The following is a 15,780-nucleotide window of genomic DNA, read 5'->3' as shown; positions in this document are numbered from 1 at the left end:
TGCTTGTCCACCATGTGAGACAGGCGGGGGACCGTTTGACACCCTTTCCCGGGGGCGAGGAAACTACAGGTATGCAGCCCGAACCCGTAGTCGTCATTCTTATACAGCGCGTGGCCTGAAGCCCGTCCAGTAGACGACTGCAGTCACGCGCAACCCCTCGCAGAGCCCACAAGGCCGAGGGGTTTTTTTGTTGACACACCCCGTCGACAGGGAAGCGCGCGCGGAAGCCCGCAGTCACAGTTGCAGCAGTGCAGCGAACGTTCCGAAGGAAGTCCGAGATGTCCAAGGGATCGCCCATCAGCCCCGCGCTGGTGGCAGCAAGGCCAGCACCTCCCGCAGCACCTGCGCGTGAGTCCGCGCCCGTCGCTCCGGCGAGTTCCGTCCGCGGCCCCAACAGGGTCGTGGCCCCCACCGAGATGCTCGGGTCGGCGGCGATCGTCCGTTCCCTCGAGGAACTCGGCGTCGACGACGTCTTCGGCCTTCCCGGCGGGGCCATCCTCCCCACCTACGATCCCCTCCTCGCGTCCACGAAGCTGCGGCACATCCTCGTCCGGCACGAGCAGGGGGCCGGGCACGCGGCCCAGGGTTACGCCATGGTCACCGGCCGCCCCGGTGTCTGCATCGCGACGTCGGGGCCGGGCGCCACCAATCTCGTGACCGCCATCGCCGACGCCCACATGGACTCCGTGCCCATGGTCGCCATCACCGGGCAGGTCTCGAGTGCCTTCATCGGCTCGGACGCCTTCCAGGAGGCGGACATCGTCGGCATCACCATGCCGATCACGAAGCACTCCTACCTCGTCACCGACGCCCAGGACATCCCCCGCGTGCTCGCCGAGGCGTTCCACATCGCCACGACCGGCCGCCCGGGCCCCGTGCTCGTGGACATCGCCAAGGACGCCCAGCAGTCGCCGATGACCTTCTCGTGGCCGCCGCGCGTCGACATCCCCGGCTACCGCCCCGTGCTGCGCGGCCACGCCAAGCAGGTCCGCGAGGCCGCCCGGCTGATCGGCGAATCGGTGCGTCCCGTCTTCTACGTGGGCGGCGGCGTGGTCAAGGGCCATGCCTCCCAGGAACTGCTGGAGCTCGCCGAACTCGTCGGTGCCCCCGTGGTCACCACCCTCATGGCCCGCGGCGTCTTCCCCGACTCCCACCAGCAGCACGTCGGCATGCCGGGCATGCACGGTTCCGTCTCGGCCGTCACGGCGCTCCAGCAGTCGGACCTGCTCATCACCCTCGGCGCGCGCTTCGACGACCGCGTGACCGGTGTGCTCGCCAGCTTCGCACCCCACGCGAAGGTGATCCACGCCGACATCGACCCCGCCGAGATCTCAAAGAACCGCACCGCCGACGTGCCGATCGTCGGCTCCGTGAAGGAGATCATCCCGGAACTCACGGCCGCCGTCCGCGAGGCCTTCGCGCAGGACCGCCCGGACATCTCCGCCTGGTGGAGGACCATCGACCACCTGCGCGAGACCTACCCTGTGGGCTTCGCCCAGCCCGAGGACGGCCTGTCCGCGCCGCAGCAGGTCATCAAACGGATCGGCGAACTCACCGGGCCCGAGGGCGTCTTCGTCTCCGGCGTCGGCCAGCACCAGATGTGGGCCGCGCAGTTCATCCAGTACGAGCGCCCGCACGCCTGGCTGAACTCCGGGGGCCTCGGCACCATGGGCTACTCCGTCCCCGCCGCCATGGGCGCGAAGGTGGGCAACCCGGACCGCGTCGTCTGGGCGATCGACGGCGACGGCTGCTTCCAGATGACCAACCAGGAACTGGCCACCTGCGTCATCAACAACATCCCCATCAAGGTGGCGGTCATCAACAATTCCTCGCTCGGCATGGTCCGGCAGTGGCAGACCCTCTTCTACGAGGGCCGGTACTCGAACACCGACCTCAACACGGGCCACGACACCGTCCGCGTGCCCGATTTCGTGAAGCTCGCCGACGCGTACGGCTGCGTGGGCCTGCGCTGCGAGCGGGACGAGGACATCGACGCCACCATCGAGCAGGCGCTGGCGATCAGCGACCGCCCCGTCGTCATCGACTTCGTGGTCAGCCGCGACTCCATGGTGTGGCCGATGGTGCCCGCCGGGGTCAGCAACGACCTCATCCAGATCGCCCGCAACATGACCCCGACCTGGGAGCAGGAGGACTGACCATGGCACGCCACACCCTGTCCGTACTCGTCGAGGATGTCCCCGGCGTCCTGACCCGCGTCGCCAGCCTGTTCGCGCGGCGCGCGTTCAACATCAACTCCCTCGCCGTCGGACCGACCGAGGTCGCGGGCATGTCCCGCATCACCGTTGTGGTGGAGGCCGAGGGCGATCTCCTCGAGCAGGTCACCAAGCAGCTGAACAAGCTCATCAACGTCATCAAGATCGTCGAGCTGACCACCGAGCAGTCGGTACAGCGCGACCACGTCCTGATCAAGGTGCGGGCCGACGCCGCCACGCGCCTCCAGGTGACCCAGGCCGCGGACCTGTTCCGCGCGTCCGTCGTCGACGTCGCGATCGACTCGCTGATCATCGAGGCGACCGGCACCGCCGAGAAGCTCGCGGCGCTCCTGTCCGTCCTCGAGCCGTTCGGCGTCCGCGAGATCGTGCAGTCGGGCACGCTCGCGATCGGCCGCGGCGCCAAGTCGATGAGCGATCGCGCTCTCCGCAGCGCCTGACCCGCTCCATCCAAGACCTTCCCAGCACCATCCACCCAAGGAGAAAACACCCGTGACCGAGATGTTCTACGACGACGACGCAGACCTTTCCATCATCCAGGGCCGCACCGTGGCCGTCATCGGCTACGGCAGCCAGGGCCACGCCCACGCGCTGAGCCTGCGGGACTCCGGCGTCGACGTGCGCGTCGGACTGAAGGAAGGGTCGGCGTCGCGCGCCAAGGCCGAGGCCGAGGGCCTCCGGGTCCTCTCCGTGGCCGACGCGACCGCCGAAGCCGACCTCATCATGGTCCTCACCCCCGACCAGGTGCAGCGGCACGTGTACAAGGAGGACATCGCACCGAACCTCCAGGCCGGCGACGCCCTGTTCTTCGGGCACGGCTTCAACATCCGCTACGGCTACATCCAGCCGCCCTCGGACGTCGACGTCGCCCTCGTGGCACCCAAGGGACCCGGGCACATCGTCCGCCGCGAGTTCGAGGCGGGCCGCGGCGTCCCCGACCTCATCGCCGTCGAGCAGGACGCCTCCGGGACGGCCCGCGACCTGGCGCTCTCCTACGCGAAGGCGATCGGCGGCACCCGGGCCGGTGTCATCGAGACCACCTTCACGGAGGAGACCGAGACGGACCTGTTCGGCGAGCAGGCCGTGCTGTGCGGCGGCGCCTCGCAGCTCATCCAGTACGGTTTCGAGACGCTGACCGAGGCCGGCTACAAGCCCGAGGTCGCGTACTTCGAGGTGCTGCACGAGCTCAAGCTCATCGTCGACCTCATGGTCGAGGGCGGCATCGCCAAGCAGCGCTGGAGCGTCTCGGACACCGCCGAGTACGGCGACTACGTCTCCGGCCCCCGCGTGATCACGCCCGAGGTGAAGGAGAACATGAAGGCGGTCCTCGCGGACATCCAGAACGGCGCTTTCGCCAAGCGCTTCATCGACGACCAGGACGCCGGGGCGCCCGAGTTCACCGCCCTCCGGAAGAAGGGCGAGGACCACCCGATCGAGAGCACGGGCCGCGAGCTCCGCAAGCTCTTCTCCTGGATCAAGACGAACGACGACTACACCGAGGGCTCCGTAGCGCGCTAGCGCCGGCAGCCCCGCCCCCGGCAGGACACGTGTTCGATGCTCAGCGACGAGCAGGTGTCCTGCCGGAGTCGTGTCCGCCTCCGGCCACGGTCCGCCCCACCCCGTCCGCACTCGCCTGATCCCTCCCATACCGAAGGAACCCCCAGTGACCAAGCCCGTCGTCCTCCTCGCCGAAGAACTCTCGCCCGCCACCGTCGAAGCACTGGGCCCGGACTTCGAGATCCGCAGCACCGACGGCGCCGACCGCTCCCAGCTCCTCGGCGCGCTGGCCGACGTCGAGGCCGTGCTCGTGCGCTCGGCGACGCAGATGGACGCGGAGGCCATCCGGGCCGCGCCGAAGCTGAAGGTCATCGCCCGCGCCGGCGTGGGCCTGGACAACGTGGACATCAAGGCCGCGACGCAGGCGGGCGTCATGGTCGTGAACGCCCCGACGTCGAACATCATCTCCGCCGCCGAACTCACCGTGGGCCATATCCTCAGCCTCGCCCGGAACATCCCGCAGGCCAGCGCCGCGCTCAAGGCGGGGGAGTGGAAGCGCTCGAAGTACTCCGGCTCGGAACTGTACGAGAAGAACATCGGGATCATCGGCCTCGGCCGGATCGGCGCCCTCGTCGCGGCCCGGCTGCAGGGCTTCGGCACGCAGATCCTCGCCTACGACCCCTACGTGACCTCGGCCCGCGCCGCTCAGCTCGGGGTGCGCCTGGTGCCCCTCGAGGAACTGCTCCGCGAGTCGGACTTCGTCACCATCCACATGCCGAAGACCCCCGAGACCGTCGGGATGCTCGGCGCCGAGGCCTTCGCCCTCATGAAGGACACCGCGTACGTCGTCAACGTGGCCCGGGGCGGGCTGGTCGACGAGGAGGCCCTCCACACCGCGCTGGAGCAGGGGCTGATCGCCGGGGCCGGCGTCGACGTCTTCGTGCAGGAGCCCAGCACGGACCTCCCGTTCTTCGCGCACGAGAGCGTCGTGGTGACCCCGCACCTTGGGGCGTCCACCGAGGAGGCCCAGGAGAAGGCGGGGATCTCCGTGGCGAAATCCGTGCGGCTCGCCCTGGCCGGGGAGCTCGTGCCCGACGCCGTCAACGTGGCCGGCGGCGTGATCGACGAGGCGGTGCGCCCGGGGATCCCGCTGATGGAGAAGCTCGGCCGAATCTTCACGGCCCTCACGCACGACTCCCTCACGCAGATCGACATCGTCGTGGCGGGCGAAATCGCGTCCCTCGACGTCAAGGCCCTGGAGCTCGCCGCCCTCAAAGGCGTCTTCACCGACGTCGTCTCCGAGCAGGTGTCCTACGTCAACGCCCCCGTCCTGGCCGAGCAGCGCGGCATCACCTCCCGCCTCATCACCACCGCCGAGTCGGAGGAGTACCGCAACGTGCTCACCCTCCGCGGGGCGCTGTCCGACGGCAGCCAGATCTCCGTGGCCGGGACGCTCACCGGGCCCAAGCAGGTGGAGAAGCTCGTCGGCGTCAACGGCTACGACCTCGAGATCCCCATCAGCGAGCACCTCCTCGTGATCCTCTACACCGACCGCCCCGGCGTGATCGGTACGCTCGGCCGGCTCCTGGGCGAGCGGGACGTCAACATCGCCGGCATGCAGGTGGCCCGGAGCAAGGAGGGCGGCCAGGCGCTGTCCCTCCTCACCGTGGACAGCGCCGTGCCGCAGGACGTGCTCGACGCCATCCGGACCGAGATCGGCGCCACCGTGGCCCGCGAGGTGGACCTGCAGGACTGAGCGCCGGCAGCCACGAGAGGACGCGCATGACCGTGCACCACCTGCCGGCGACGCCGGCGACCGCCACGCAGGTCCTGTCCCGGGACACCCCGCCCGTGCTCCGGGTCGAGCCCGGCGACCGCGTGGTCGTCGGGTCGCTGGACGCGGCCGGCCACCTCGAGCGGCAGACCACGCCGGGCGCGGTGACGCCCTACCGGTTCCCGGACCGGCGCGGGCACGCCCTCACCGGGCCGATCGAGGTCGCCGGGGCCATGCCGGGCGACGTGCTCGCGGTCCGCTTCGACGCGCTCGAGCCGGCGGACTGGGGCTTCACGGTGGCCGGGCGCCGGGACGACGCGTTCGCGCGGAGCCTCGGGCTCGAGGGGACGGAGCCGGCCTGGCTGCTCTGGGACCTCGACCGGGACGCCGGCACGGGCACGAACCAGTACGGGCACGTGGTCCGGCTGGCGCCGTTCCTCGGCGTCGTCGGGCTGCCGCCCGCGGAGCCGGGCGAGCACTCGACCACCCCGCCGCGCGCGGCCGGCGGCGGGAACATCGACTGCCGCGAACTGACGGCGGGCTCCACCCTCCTCCTCCCGGTGACCGTGCCCGGCGCCCTGCTCCACCTCGGCGACGGGCACGCGGCGCAGGGCGACGGCGAGGTCGGCGGCACAGCCATCGAGTGCGGTATGACGACGACGCTCACCGTCGACGTCCTCCACGACGCCCCCGTCCCGGGGATCCACGCGGAGACGCCGACGGCGCGCATCACCTTCGGCTTCGACGCGGACCTCAACCGGGCGACGGCGGAGGCCCTCGGCGCCATGCTGACGTGGCTGCAGCACCTGCACGGGCTGGAGCGGAAGGCCGCGCTGGCCCTGGCCAGTACGGTCGTCGACCTCCGCGTCACGCAGATCGCGAACCGGACGTGGGGCGTCCATGCGGTGCTCGGGCTCGACGCCGTCGGCGTCACCTGATGCGGTCCGCGGCGCCGCACGCTTGGGCAAATGCGGGCCGCGCGGGGTAATTTCATAGGGTGACTCCCGCACCCGACGAGAAGCCCTCGTTCTACATCACCACGGCCATCTCCTACCCCAACGGCGTGCCGCACATCGGCCACGCCTACGAGACGATCGCCGTGGACGCCATGGCGCGCTTCAAGCGGCTGGACGGCTACGACGTCATGTACCTCACGGGCACGGACGAGCACGGCCTGAAGATGCAGCAGGCCGCGGACCGGGAGGGCGTCCCGGTCCGCGAGCTGGCCACGCGCAACGCGCTGGCGTTCCGGGACATGAACGACGTCGTCGGGACCTCCTACGACCGGTTCATCCGCACCACCGACGCGGACCACTATGTCGCCGCCACCGCCATCTGGCAGCGGATGGAGGCCAACGGCGACATCTACCTCGACAAGTACGCCGGCTGGTACTCGGTGCGCGACGAGTCCTTCTGGGGCGAGGACGAGACGGAGGTCCGCGAGGACGGCGTACGGTACGCGACGGAGACCGACACCGAGGTCACCTGGACCGAGGAGGAGAGCTACTTCTTCCGGCTCTCGGCCTACCAGCAGAAACTGCTGGACCTCTACGAGGCGCAGCCCGAGTTCGGTGCACCCCAGTCCCGCTTCAACGAGGTCATCTCGTTCGTGCGCCGTGGCCTCGAGGACCTGTCCATCAGCCGCACCACGTTCGACTGGGGCGTCCCCGTGCCCGGCAACCCGGACCACGTCATGTACGTGTGGGTGGACGCGCTCACCAACTACCTGACCGGCGTCGGCTTCCCGGACACGGACTCGGAGCGCTTCCGGAAGTTCTGGCCCGCCGACGTCCACGTGATCGGCAAGGACATCTCCCGCTTCCACGCCATCTACTGGCCCGCCTTCCTCCTGTCCGCCGGACTCGAGCTCCCGAAGCGCGTCATGATCCACGGGTTCCTGCACAACAAGGGCGTCAAGATGTCGAAGTCGCTCGGCAACACCGTGGCACCTGCGGACTGGGTGGAGCAGTACGGGCTGGACCAGGTGCGCTTCTTCCTCCTCCGCGAGGTGCCGTTCGGCGCGGACGGCTCCTACAGCCACGAGGCCGTGGTGGGGCGCATGAACGCGGACCTCGCCAACAACTTCGGCAACCTGGCGCAGCGGTCGCTGTCGATGGTCGCGAAGAACTGCGGCGGCGCCGTGCCGCAGCCGGGGGAGTTCAGCCCCGCCGACACGGAGATCCTCGACCGCGCCCACGCCCTGCTCGAGGCCAGCCGCGCCGCTTACGGCAAGCAGGAGTTCTCCCGTGCACTCGAGGCCGTGTGGGCCGTCCTCGGCGACACCAACGCGTACTTCGCGGACCAGCAGCCGTGGGTCCTGCGCAAGACCGACCCGGAGCGCATGGGGACCGTCCTGTACGTGACCCTGGAGGTGCTCCGGGTGGTGGCCGTGCTCGCCCAGCCAGTCATGCCGATCAGCGCCGGGCGGATCCTCACGGCCCTCGGCCAGGGGGAGGAGAGCGACGACTCCCGCCGCCTCTTCAGCGCCCTCGGCGAGCGGATCCAGCCGGGCACGGCCCTGCCCGCGCCGACGCCGGTGTTCCCCAAGTACGAGGAGCCGGCTCCGGCCTGACACGGCCGGCCAGCCGCGGGGCCGGTCAAGCCCTAGGGCCCCAGGGCCTGACAGGTCCGGCCGGCCTAGGGCCTGGCAGACCCGCCGGCCTCGCAGACCATGAACCGGGCCGGGGCGGTCTCGGTCATGACGCGGGTGACGGCGTCCTGCTGCTCGCGCGAGGCGGCCAGCAGGCGCTCGAGGGCGGCGCGGTCGAACCCGGGCCGCCCGGGCCCCGCCGTCGCGCCCGGCGGCAGGGCGAGGAGCGTGAGCCACAGTGCCTCCTTGCCCCGGAGCAGCGACTGGAGGGCCTCGAGTTCCAGCTGCGCGCCGGCGGTCGCCTTGCGGCGCAGGGGGTTCAGGGGATCGAACTCGGCGACCACGGACGCCACCCGCGCGAAGCCCATCTTGATGCGGCTGGGGCGGTGGCCCAGGGTCCTGATGAGCTTCTTCAGGTACGTGCGCTCATCACTGATCTCCTTCCGCATCCGGGTGAACTCCGCCTCGTACGACGTGCCCGCCCAGGAGATCCGCGCCGCGTTGAACAGCCGGACGCCGTTCGTGGCCCCGGCGAGGTGGAGGTCCAGGTAGGGCAGGAGGGTGTCGAGGTCCAGCCGCGTCCCCGGGACGCCGTTCAGGGCGCTCGTCATGGGTGTTCCTTCCATCGGATGTCAGCACCTCACCCTACGGCAGCGTGTTCCGGCAGCGGAAGCATGACGGGGCGAGCGGTCCGGCCGAGCGCGGCGTCAGGGCTCCTCCAGGGGAACATCACTGAGGAGATGCACGAGGTCCCCGGGTCCGCGCCCCGGGGCGTCGGACTCCTGGGAGGACCGCGCCGAGATGTCCTCGACCAGTCCGCTCAGCTTGGCGGTGTTCCGCTCGACGGCCTGCAGCATGGTGTGCGCCTCCGGCGGCAGGTCGCCGCCGACGCCGTCGAGGATCATCTCCAGGTAGCCGGCGATCGACGCGAGCGGGGTCCGCAGTTCGTGGTTCACGGTACCGACGAAGTCGATCCTGGCCCGGTTGAGCGCCTCCAGCTTCCGCACCGCCTGCTGCTGGCGTGCGATGAGCTGGGCCTGGATCAGTCCGTGCGCGAGATTCCCGAGGACGTGCTGGGTCAGCGCGCCCGCCACGCCGGAGAAGGCCTGCGGCTGTTCCTCGCTCATGATCCACAGCAGGCCGAACGGCGTGTCTCCCTCGCCCATTGCGGCGACCACGCCGTGCACCGTGCACGCCCCGGCGATGCTCTTCCGCAGCCAGTCCGGCGCCGGGGCGTTACCGCCGTCGGGCCCCGCCCCGGAGCCCGTGCCGCCGTCGGGCCCCGCCCCGGAGCCCGTGCTGAAGGTGGCGGTGGCGCTCTCCTCCCAGAGGGCCAGCGCCAGCGGGAGCGCATCCTCCTGATGCTCGCGTCCGGGCGCGGCCAGCACCGCCCGCGCGCCCCCCGCGGTGTCGGTCCAGCTGCTGCCGTGGGCGGCGACCCGCCCGTCGTCGAAGACCTGCAGCGCCACGTGGTGCGCGCCGAGGGCCCGGCCCACGCCGGGCAGGAGGGCATCGACCATGACGGCCGGATCGTTCGTGGCGCGGATATCGGCGGAGATGCCCCGCATGTCCTCCCGCAGGTGCCCGGCGGATGCCCGCTGTGCGAGGTGCCGCCGACGCCGGGCGATGGCCGCGGAGCTGCGGTGGAGCAGTTCGGCGGGGCGCACGGGGAGGAAGACGACGTCGGAGACCGCCCGGCCGAGGGACTCCGGGGTCTCCCCGGTCCAGTCCACGGGGAGGAGGAGGATCACGGGCAGCGTCGCGAGCGCGGGATGCCGGAGGAGGATGCCCGGCAGCAGGTCCACGTGGGCGAGGGCCGTCGGCAGGTCCACCAGCAGGATGTCCGGTCCGGCCTCGAGGACCTCGTCCAGGACGGACGCCCCGTCGGCGACGATCCGCGCCCGGTACCCGCCCCCCGAGAGGACCCGGTGCAGGGCCTCGCCGTCCTGCGCGGAGGCGGCGACGACGGCGAGCGCTCCGCCGTCGTCCCCTGCTGGTTCGTCCTGCTCCACGGCGTCCTCTCCGGCCACGACTGCGATGCTCCCAATATAGGCGGCAGGTAGAGCCACCGGTGAGGACGCCGCGGCGGGCGTCAGTCGCCGGCGAGCCCGGCGACCGGGGAGAGCCGGGCCGCGCGGCGTGCCGGGAGCACCGAGGCCAGCAGGCCCGCTCCGACGGCCACGGCGAGGACCCCCGCGATCTGCCCGACCGGCACCGCCGGGATGACCGGAGCCAGTCCTCCCAGCGCGGACTGCGCGCCGAGCCAGCCGTACACGGCGCCCAGGCCGGTCCCGAGCACCGCCGCGACGCCCGCCATGAGGACCGCCTCGACGGCGAGCATCCCGCGCAGCTGGCCCCGGGTGAGGCCGAGGGCCCGCAGGAGCGAGTTCTCCCGGCGCCGCTCGAGCACGGACAGGGAGAGCGTGTTGGCGACGCCGATCAGGGCGATGAGCACGGCGACGGCCAGCAGGGCCGTGACGATCAGGAGCAGGACGTCGATGACCTCGTTGTACGCCACCCGCTCGAGGGCCGCCCCCGTCACCTGGTACTCGGACACGCCGGTGACGTCGACGATCCGCGCCTGGATGTCCGTCACCGATGCGGCGTCCGCCGCATCGAGCTGGAGCCAAAACAGCGTCCCGAGGTGATCAGCGAGGGTCGTCCCCGCGGGCAGCGGTTCCGCCGGGGACTCCCCGGTGGTGCCGAGATAGGCGGCCAGGGCGTCCTCGGGGGTGCCGCCGAGCCGCTCCGCCGTGGCGGTGGTGATCAGCGGCTGGAAGACGACGGCGTCGACGGCCGTGACGGGGAGCGTCGCGGGGCCGCCACCGCCCTCGAGCGTCACGGCGGTCTGCGTCCATGTCTGGGGTGCGAGGACCATCCCCTCGGTGAGGGCGGCGCCGTCCCCGCGCAGGACGCCGGCGAGCTCCCCGGGGTCCACGGCGTAGACCACCTGCCCGCCGTCCTGCGCGCCCGTGAGCATCACCGGCGTGAGCTCGACGGCGGTCCGCACGCCGTCCACCTCCAGCAGCGCGGGGCGGTCGAGGCGGGCCTGCGGGTCCGACGCGCTGCCGGAGACCTGCAGGTCGACGGCGTAGTTCCGGTCCAGTTCCCGCTCGAAGGACGTCCGGGAGGTCTGGGCTCCCACCATCATCATCGTGACGAGGGTGACGCCGACCATCAGGGCGGCCGAGGACGCCGTCGTGCGCGCGGGGTTCCGGACGGCGTTGAGCGACGCCAGGACGCCGGGGACGCCCAGCGGGCGGGCGATCCTCCCCACCGCGGCAACACTGCGCGGCACGAACAGCGGGGCGAGGAGCAGGACGCCGAGGAAGGAGACGGCGCCACCCGCGACGGCCGGGACGAGCGCGACGGACAGCGCGCCGAGCGCCAGCAGGGCCCCGCCCCCGAGGACGGCCACGAGGCCCGCGACCAGCCGGACACGGCCGCTGCCGCGTCCGGGGACCGGCGGCTCCGTGGGCCGGAGCGCTGCGAGGGGCGCCACCCGGGTGGCGGCGCGTGCCGGGACGAGCGCGGCGAGGAGCGTCATCAGCAGACCTACGGCGATGCCCCCGACGACGGCTGGGACCGGCACGGCGAGGACCGCGAAGGAGCCGTGGTCGGTCCGCCGGGCCAGGGCCACGAGGGCTCCCATGAGGCCGGCGGCCAGCAGCACGCCGCACATCGCGGACACGAGCCCCACGATCGCTGCCTCGAGGAGCACCGCGGTGCGGATCTGGCGCCGTTCCGCACCGATGCAGCGCAGGAGGGCGAGTTCACGCGTGCGCTGGGCCACGAGGACCGAGAACGTGTTCGAGATGACGAGCCCGGCGACGAGGACCGCCACGGCGGCGAAGGCCAGCAGCACCCCGGTGAGCACGTCGCTGCCGTTCGAGAACGCGGCGACGTCGGCGACCGTCTGCTCCGCCGCCGTCCGGACCACCAGCGGGGCGCCGTCGGCCGCGGGGGCCGCCTCGACGACGGAGGAGACCGAGGCGCGCACCTCGCCGGGATCGGCGCCCGGCGCCAGGGCGAGCTGCACGTTGCGGAACGCTACTTCGCCGCCGGTCGCCTCCCGCACCACGGCGGGGGAGGCGAGCACCTGCACCGCGCCGGCGAGCGAGGGGTCCACGCTCGCCGCGGTGAGGCCGGTGACGGTCAGCGCACTGCCGGGCGCACTGCCGGGCGCGGTGGCGGGAGCACCGGCGTCGAGCGCCACCGTGTCGCCGGGGGCGACGTCGAGCCGGGCCGCGGAGACCTCGTCCAGGGCCACCTGGCCGGCGCCCGAGGGGTAGGACCCCGCGGTCACGATCGCGGTCTCGAGGCGGGGCGTGGCCGTCGTGGTCAGGACGGCGAGCGAGTCCTGGGAGCCCGTGGTGAGTTCACCGTAGGCCCGTTCGAGGCCGTGGACGGCGTCCACCCCGGGGATCGACGCGAGATCGGTGGTGAGGCCGGCCGGGACGGGACCGCCGTCCTCCGCGGTCACCACCAGGTCCGCCTTCGCGTAGGAGGCGCCGATGCTCTCGCCGAGGCTGGCCTTCGTGGTCGCGCCCACCATGAGGGTGGCGGAGAGAAAGGCGACGCCGAGCATCACCGCGAGGCCGACGGCGAGGAAGCGCCGGGCATGGGTCCGGACCTGGGCGAGGGCCACCTGCAGCATGTCAGGCTCCCAGCGCGGCGAGCGCGCCGAGGATGGTCTCGGGTGTGGACTGCTCGAGCTCGCCCACCAGGGCGCCGTCCTTCATGAGGACCACGCGGTCGGCGTAGGACGCGGCGACGGGGTCGTGCGTGACCATGATGATGCTCTGGCCCATCTCGCTGCAGCTCCGCCGCAGCAGGGACAGCACCTCGCCGCCCGTCACCGAATCAAGATTGCCGGTGGGTTCGTCCCCGAAGATGACATCGGGCCGGGTCAGGAGGGCGCGGGCGACGGCGACCCGCTGCTGCTGGCCGCCGGAGAGCTCGTGCGGGCGGTGGGAGAGCCGGTCGTCGAGGCCCAGCGAGGAGGAGATCCGCTGCAGCCAGGCGGTGTCCACCGTGCCGCCGGCCAGCGCGACCGGCAGCGTGATGTTCTGCTCCGCGGTGAGCGTGGGTACGAGGTTGAAGGCCTGGAAGACGAAGCCGACGCGGTCGCGCCGCAGCCGGGTCAGGGCGGCGTCGGGGAGCCCGGTGATCTCGGTGTCGCCGATCCACAGCCGGCCGGCGTCGATGCTGTCCAGGCCGGCCAGGCAGTGCATGAGGGTGGACTTGCCGGATCCGGACGGACCCATGATGGCGGTGAAGCGTTCCGGCTCGAAGTCGAGGGAGACGTCGCGGAGGGCGTGCACCGCGGTCTCGCCCCGGCCGTAGCTCTTGGACACGGCGCGCGCGGAGACGGCGCCGCAGGGGGCCGGGAAGCCCGGGATCGCCCCGGGAAGGTCGGTCGATGTCGTCGATGAGGTCATGCCTCCACGCTAGGGACGCCCGCCGGCGGGCGGATCGGCGCGGGGTCCGGGACTGCCGGGCCGGGAACTCCTCCCGTGGGATGAGGCAGAGGCCCCGGCCTCCACCCGCAGGTCCATGGCCGCGCCGCGGACCTGCGGGTCGGGCGTCACGGCCGGACGATACCCGTCTCGTACGCCATGACGACGGCCTGGACGCGGTCCCGTGCCTCGAGCTTGGCCAGGATGTGTCCCACGTGGGTCTTGACCGTCGCTTCCGAGAGGTAGAGCTTCGCGGCGATCTCCGGGTTCGACAGGCCCTGCGCGATGAGCCCGAACACCTCGCGCTCGCGGACGGTGAGCCGTGCCACCGCCTCCGCGTGGGCGTGCTGTTCGGGGGTGGGCTGCCGCAGCAGCGGTGCCACGTGGTCGAGCAGGCGGCGCGTCGTCGAGGGTGCTATCACGGCGTCCCCGCGGTGCACCGTCCGGATCGCCTCGAGCAGTTCCTCGGGCGGCGCGTCCTTCAGGAGGAAACCGCTGGCCCCGGCATGGATGGCGGCCAGGGCGTATTCGTCGAGGTCGAACGTCGTCAGCACCACGATGCGGGGGCCGGCCGCGGCACCCGTGGCGCGCCCTCCCGCCGGCGGGGTGTGATCGGCGAGGATCCGCCGGGTGGCTTCGATGCCGTCCATGCCGGGCATGCGGACGTCCATCATGACGACGTCGGCGGGCGTGGCCGCCAACGCCCGCACCGCGGCGTCGCCGGTCGCCGCCTCGCTCACCACCCGCAGGTCGGGCTGGGAGTTGATGAGCATGGCGAAGCCGCTGCGCACCAGGTGCTGGTCGTCCACGATCGCGACACGGATCACCGCTGCGTCGGCTGTCCCCGTCGCGTCGGCCGTCCCCGCCGCGGGGTGGCCGGCGGACGGCGCTCTGGTCTCGGTGGTGCTGTCCATGCTGGGGGTCGTCTCCTCGGCTGACGGCGCGGGGTGATGCCGCGCCTCGGGTCTGCAGGTGTCTCAGGTCCGGGTATAGGGGATGAAGGCTTCCACCCGGTAGCCGCCGCCGGTGCGGGGCGCGGCGGTGACGGTGCCGTCGTAGAGCCGGACGCGCTCCGTCATGCCGCGGATCCCCTGGCCCGCACCGGCGGTGGCGGGATCCGCCGCGGCGCCCCGGCCGTCGTCGTCGACGGTGATGCTGAGCCCACGGGGACCGTGGTCGAGCAGCACGTCCGCGGTGGTGGCCGCCCCGGCGTGCCGAAGCACGTTGGTGAGCGCTTCCTGGACCACACGGTAGGCGGTGAGTTCCGCGCCGGGCGGCAGCTCACCGTGCGGCCTGCCGCTCCGGCGGCATGCGACGCCGATCCCGGACCGGCGGACCGACCGGATGAGGGAGTCGACGTCGCCGAGCGTCGGCAGTGGGCGGGTGGATGCGCTTTCGTCCCCGCGCAGCACCCCGAGCAGGCGCCGCATCTCGCGGAGGGAGCCCCGCCCGGTGTCGGCGATGGTCCCGAGGGTCCGGACGGCGACCTCCGGGGTCTGCGCGCTGGCGTACCGGGCGCCGTCCGCCTGGGTGATGATCACGGAGAGGGAGTGGGCCACGATGTCGTGCATCTCCCGGGCGATGTGGCTGCGTTCGTCGGCCGCCGCCAGATCCCTCTCCTGCTGCCGCTCGACCTCGAGCCGACGCGCCCTGTCCTCGAGGGCCTGATAGGTCAGGCGGCGTGCGCGGGACAGATCGCCCAGTGTCCAGGCGAGCAGCACGAGCGATTCCACCAGGACCAGCACGATCAGGAACGGCGGCAGGGTGGTGAGGACAGATGCCCCTGGGCCGATCCCGAGCAGGGACGCGTACCGCACCAGGCCGATCCCCGTGCCGGCCGCGGCGAGCCCCAGGCCGGCGAGGCCGGCCCAGCGGGGACCGTGCGCGGCGAGGGTGTAGAGCGTGATGAGGATGACGAACTGCGCAGGCACCGGCTCGATCCCGGTGACCAGCTGCAGGACGGAGACGCCGGCGACCAGCGCGGCCGAGAGGAGGACGCGCGAGCGGCGCCAGACCAGCGGGAGGGCCAGCGCGACGGACACGACGACGATCAGCGTGTACCCCTCGGTACCGCCGGCGGCGAAGGGCAGGACGAATCCCAGGAGGATCGCCAGCACCAGGCAGGCATCGAGGGTTCGCGGGTGTGTGCGGACCCAGTGCGCCAGCCGCAGGTGGATGTCCATGGGGTCCCACTCTAGGCCGGGCGCTCCGCCGCACACATCAGACCCA

12 protein-coding genes are annotated in these 15,780 nt (G+C 72.1%); 6 read left to right on the top strand and 6 right to left on the bottom strand.

Going from position 1 to position 15,780, the window contains the following annotated elements:
* The first annotated feature begins 278 nt into the window (after window positions 1–278).
* The 6 genes from C4K88_RS01640 (at window position 279) to metG (ending at window position 8,074) form a co-directional block, all read left to right on the top strand.
* On the top strand, window positions 279–2,156 hold the full coding sequence (locus tag C4K88_RS01640) for an acetolactate synthase large subunit (protein WP_104119885.1): 1,878 nt from the start codon (window positions 279–281) through the stop codon (window positions 2,154–2,156).
* 2 nt (window positions 2,157–2,158) lie between these two features.
* On the top strand, window positions 2,159–2,671 hold the full coding sequence (ilvN, locus tag C4K88_RS01635) for an acetolactate synthase small subunit (RefSeq protein WP_104119884.1): 513 nt from the start codon (window positions 2,159–2,161) through the stop codon (window positions 2,669–2,671).
* A 52-nt stretch (window positions 2,672–2,723) separates the two neighbouring features.
* A complete protein-coding gene (gene ilvC / locus C4K88_RS01630) occupies window positions 2,724–3,749 on the top strand; it encodes a ketol-acid reductoisomerase (protein ID WP_104119883.1) in 1,026 nt (341 codons plus the stop codon).
* 145 nt (window positions 3,750–3,894) lie between these two features.
* On the top strand, window positions 3,895–5,484 hold the full coding sequence (gene serA, locus C4K88_RS01625; protein WP_104119882.1) for a phosphoglycerate dehydrogenase: 1,590 nt from the start codon (window positions 3,895–3,897) through the stop codon (window positions 5,482–5,484).
* A gap of 26 nt (window positions 5,485–5,510) precedes the next feature.
* Complete coding sequence (locus C4K88_RS01620; protein WP_104119881.1) at window positions 5,511–6,440, top strand: acetamidase/formamidase family protein; 930 nt, start codon at window positions 5,511–5,513, stop codon at window positions 6,438–6,440.
* A gap of 59 nt (window positions 6,441–6,499) precedes the next feature.
* On the top strand, window positions 6,500–8,074 hold the full coding sequence (metG, locus tag C4K88_RS01615) for a methionine--tRNA ligase (protein ID WP_104119880.1): 1,575 nt from the start codon (window positions 6,500–6,502) through the stop codon (window positions 8,072–8,074).
* A gap of 65 nt (window positions 8,075–8,139) precedes the next feature.
* Here metG and C4K88_RS01610 read toward each other — a convergent pair whose 3' ends face one another.
* The 6 genes from C4K88_RS01610 to C4K88_RS01585 all read right to left on the bottom strand — a co-directional run bounded on the left by C4K88_RS01610 (window position 8,140) and on the right by C4K88_RS01585 (window position 15,734).
* The gene (locus C4K88_RS01610) at window positions 8,140–8,703 is read right to left on the bottom strand and encodes a hypothetical protein (RefSeq protein WP_104119879.1); all 564 of its coding nucleotides are present in this window, start codon (window positions 8,701–8,703) and stop codon (window positions 8,140–8,142) included.
* A gap of 96 nt (window positions 8,704–8,799) precedes the next feature.
* Window positions 8,800–10,122, bottom strand: a complete 1,323-nt coding sequence (locus C4K88_RS01605) for a histidine kinase dimerization/phospho-acceptor domain-containing protein (RefSeq protein WP_104119878.1) — start codon at window positions 10,120–10,122, stop codon at window positions 8,800–8,802.
* 62 nt (window positions 10,123–10,184) lie between these two features.
* Entirely contained in the window at window positions 10,185–12,749 is a 2,565-nt protein-coding gene (locus C4K88_RS01600; RefSeq protein WP_104119877.1) for an ABC transporter permease, read from the bottom strand.
* A gap of 1 nt (window position 12,750) precedes the next feature.
* Window positions 12,751–13,533, bottom strand: coding sequence for an ABC transporter ATP-binding protein (locus C4K88_RS01595; protein ID WP_104119876.1), 783 nt, complete (start codon window positions 13,531–13,533; stop codon window positions 12,751–12,753).
* Window positions 13,534–13,679: 146 nt separating this feature from the next.
* Entirely contained in the window at window positions 13,680–14,324 is a 645-nt protein-coding gene (locus C4K88_RS01590; protein WP_241521689.1) for a LuxR C-terminal-related transcriptional regulator, read from the bottom strand.
* 204 nt (window positions 14,325–14,528) lie between these two features.
* Window positions 14,529–15,734 carry a sensor histidine kinase gene (locus C4K88_RS01585; protein ID WP_104119874.1) on the bottom strand — a complete coding sequence of 402 codons (1,206 nt, stop codon included), beginning with the start codon at window positions 15,732–15,734 and terminating at the stop codon, window positions 14,529–14,531.
* Window positions 15,735–15,780: the final 46 nt, after the last annotated feature.

Origin of the sequence: Arthrobacter pityocampae, assembly GCF_002927275.1 — a bacterium.
Classification (GTDB): Bacteria; Actinomycetota; Actinomycetes; order Actinomycetales; family Micrococcaceae; genus Arthrobacter_D; species Arthrobacter_D pityocampae.
The sequence above is the reverse complement of the archived record's forward strand: the minus strand, read 5'-3'. Positions and strand labels throughout refer to the sequence as shown.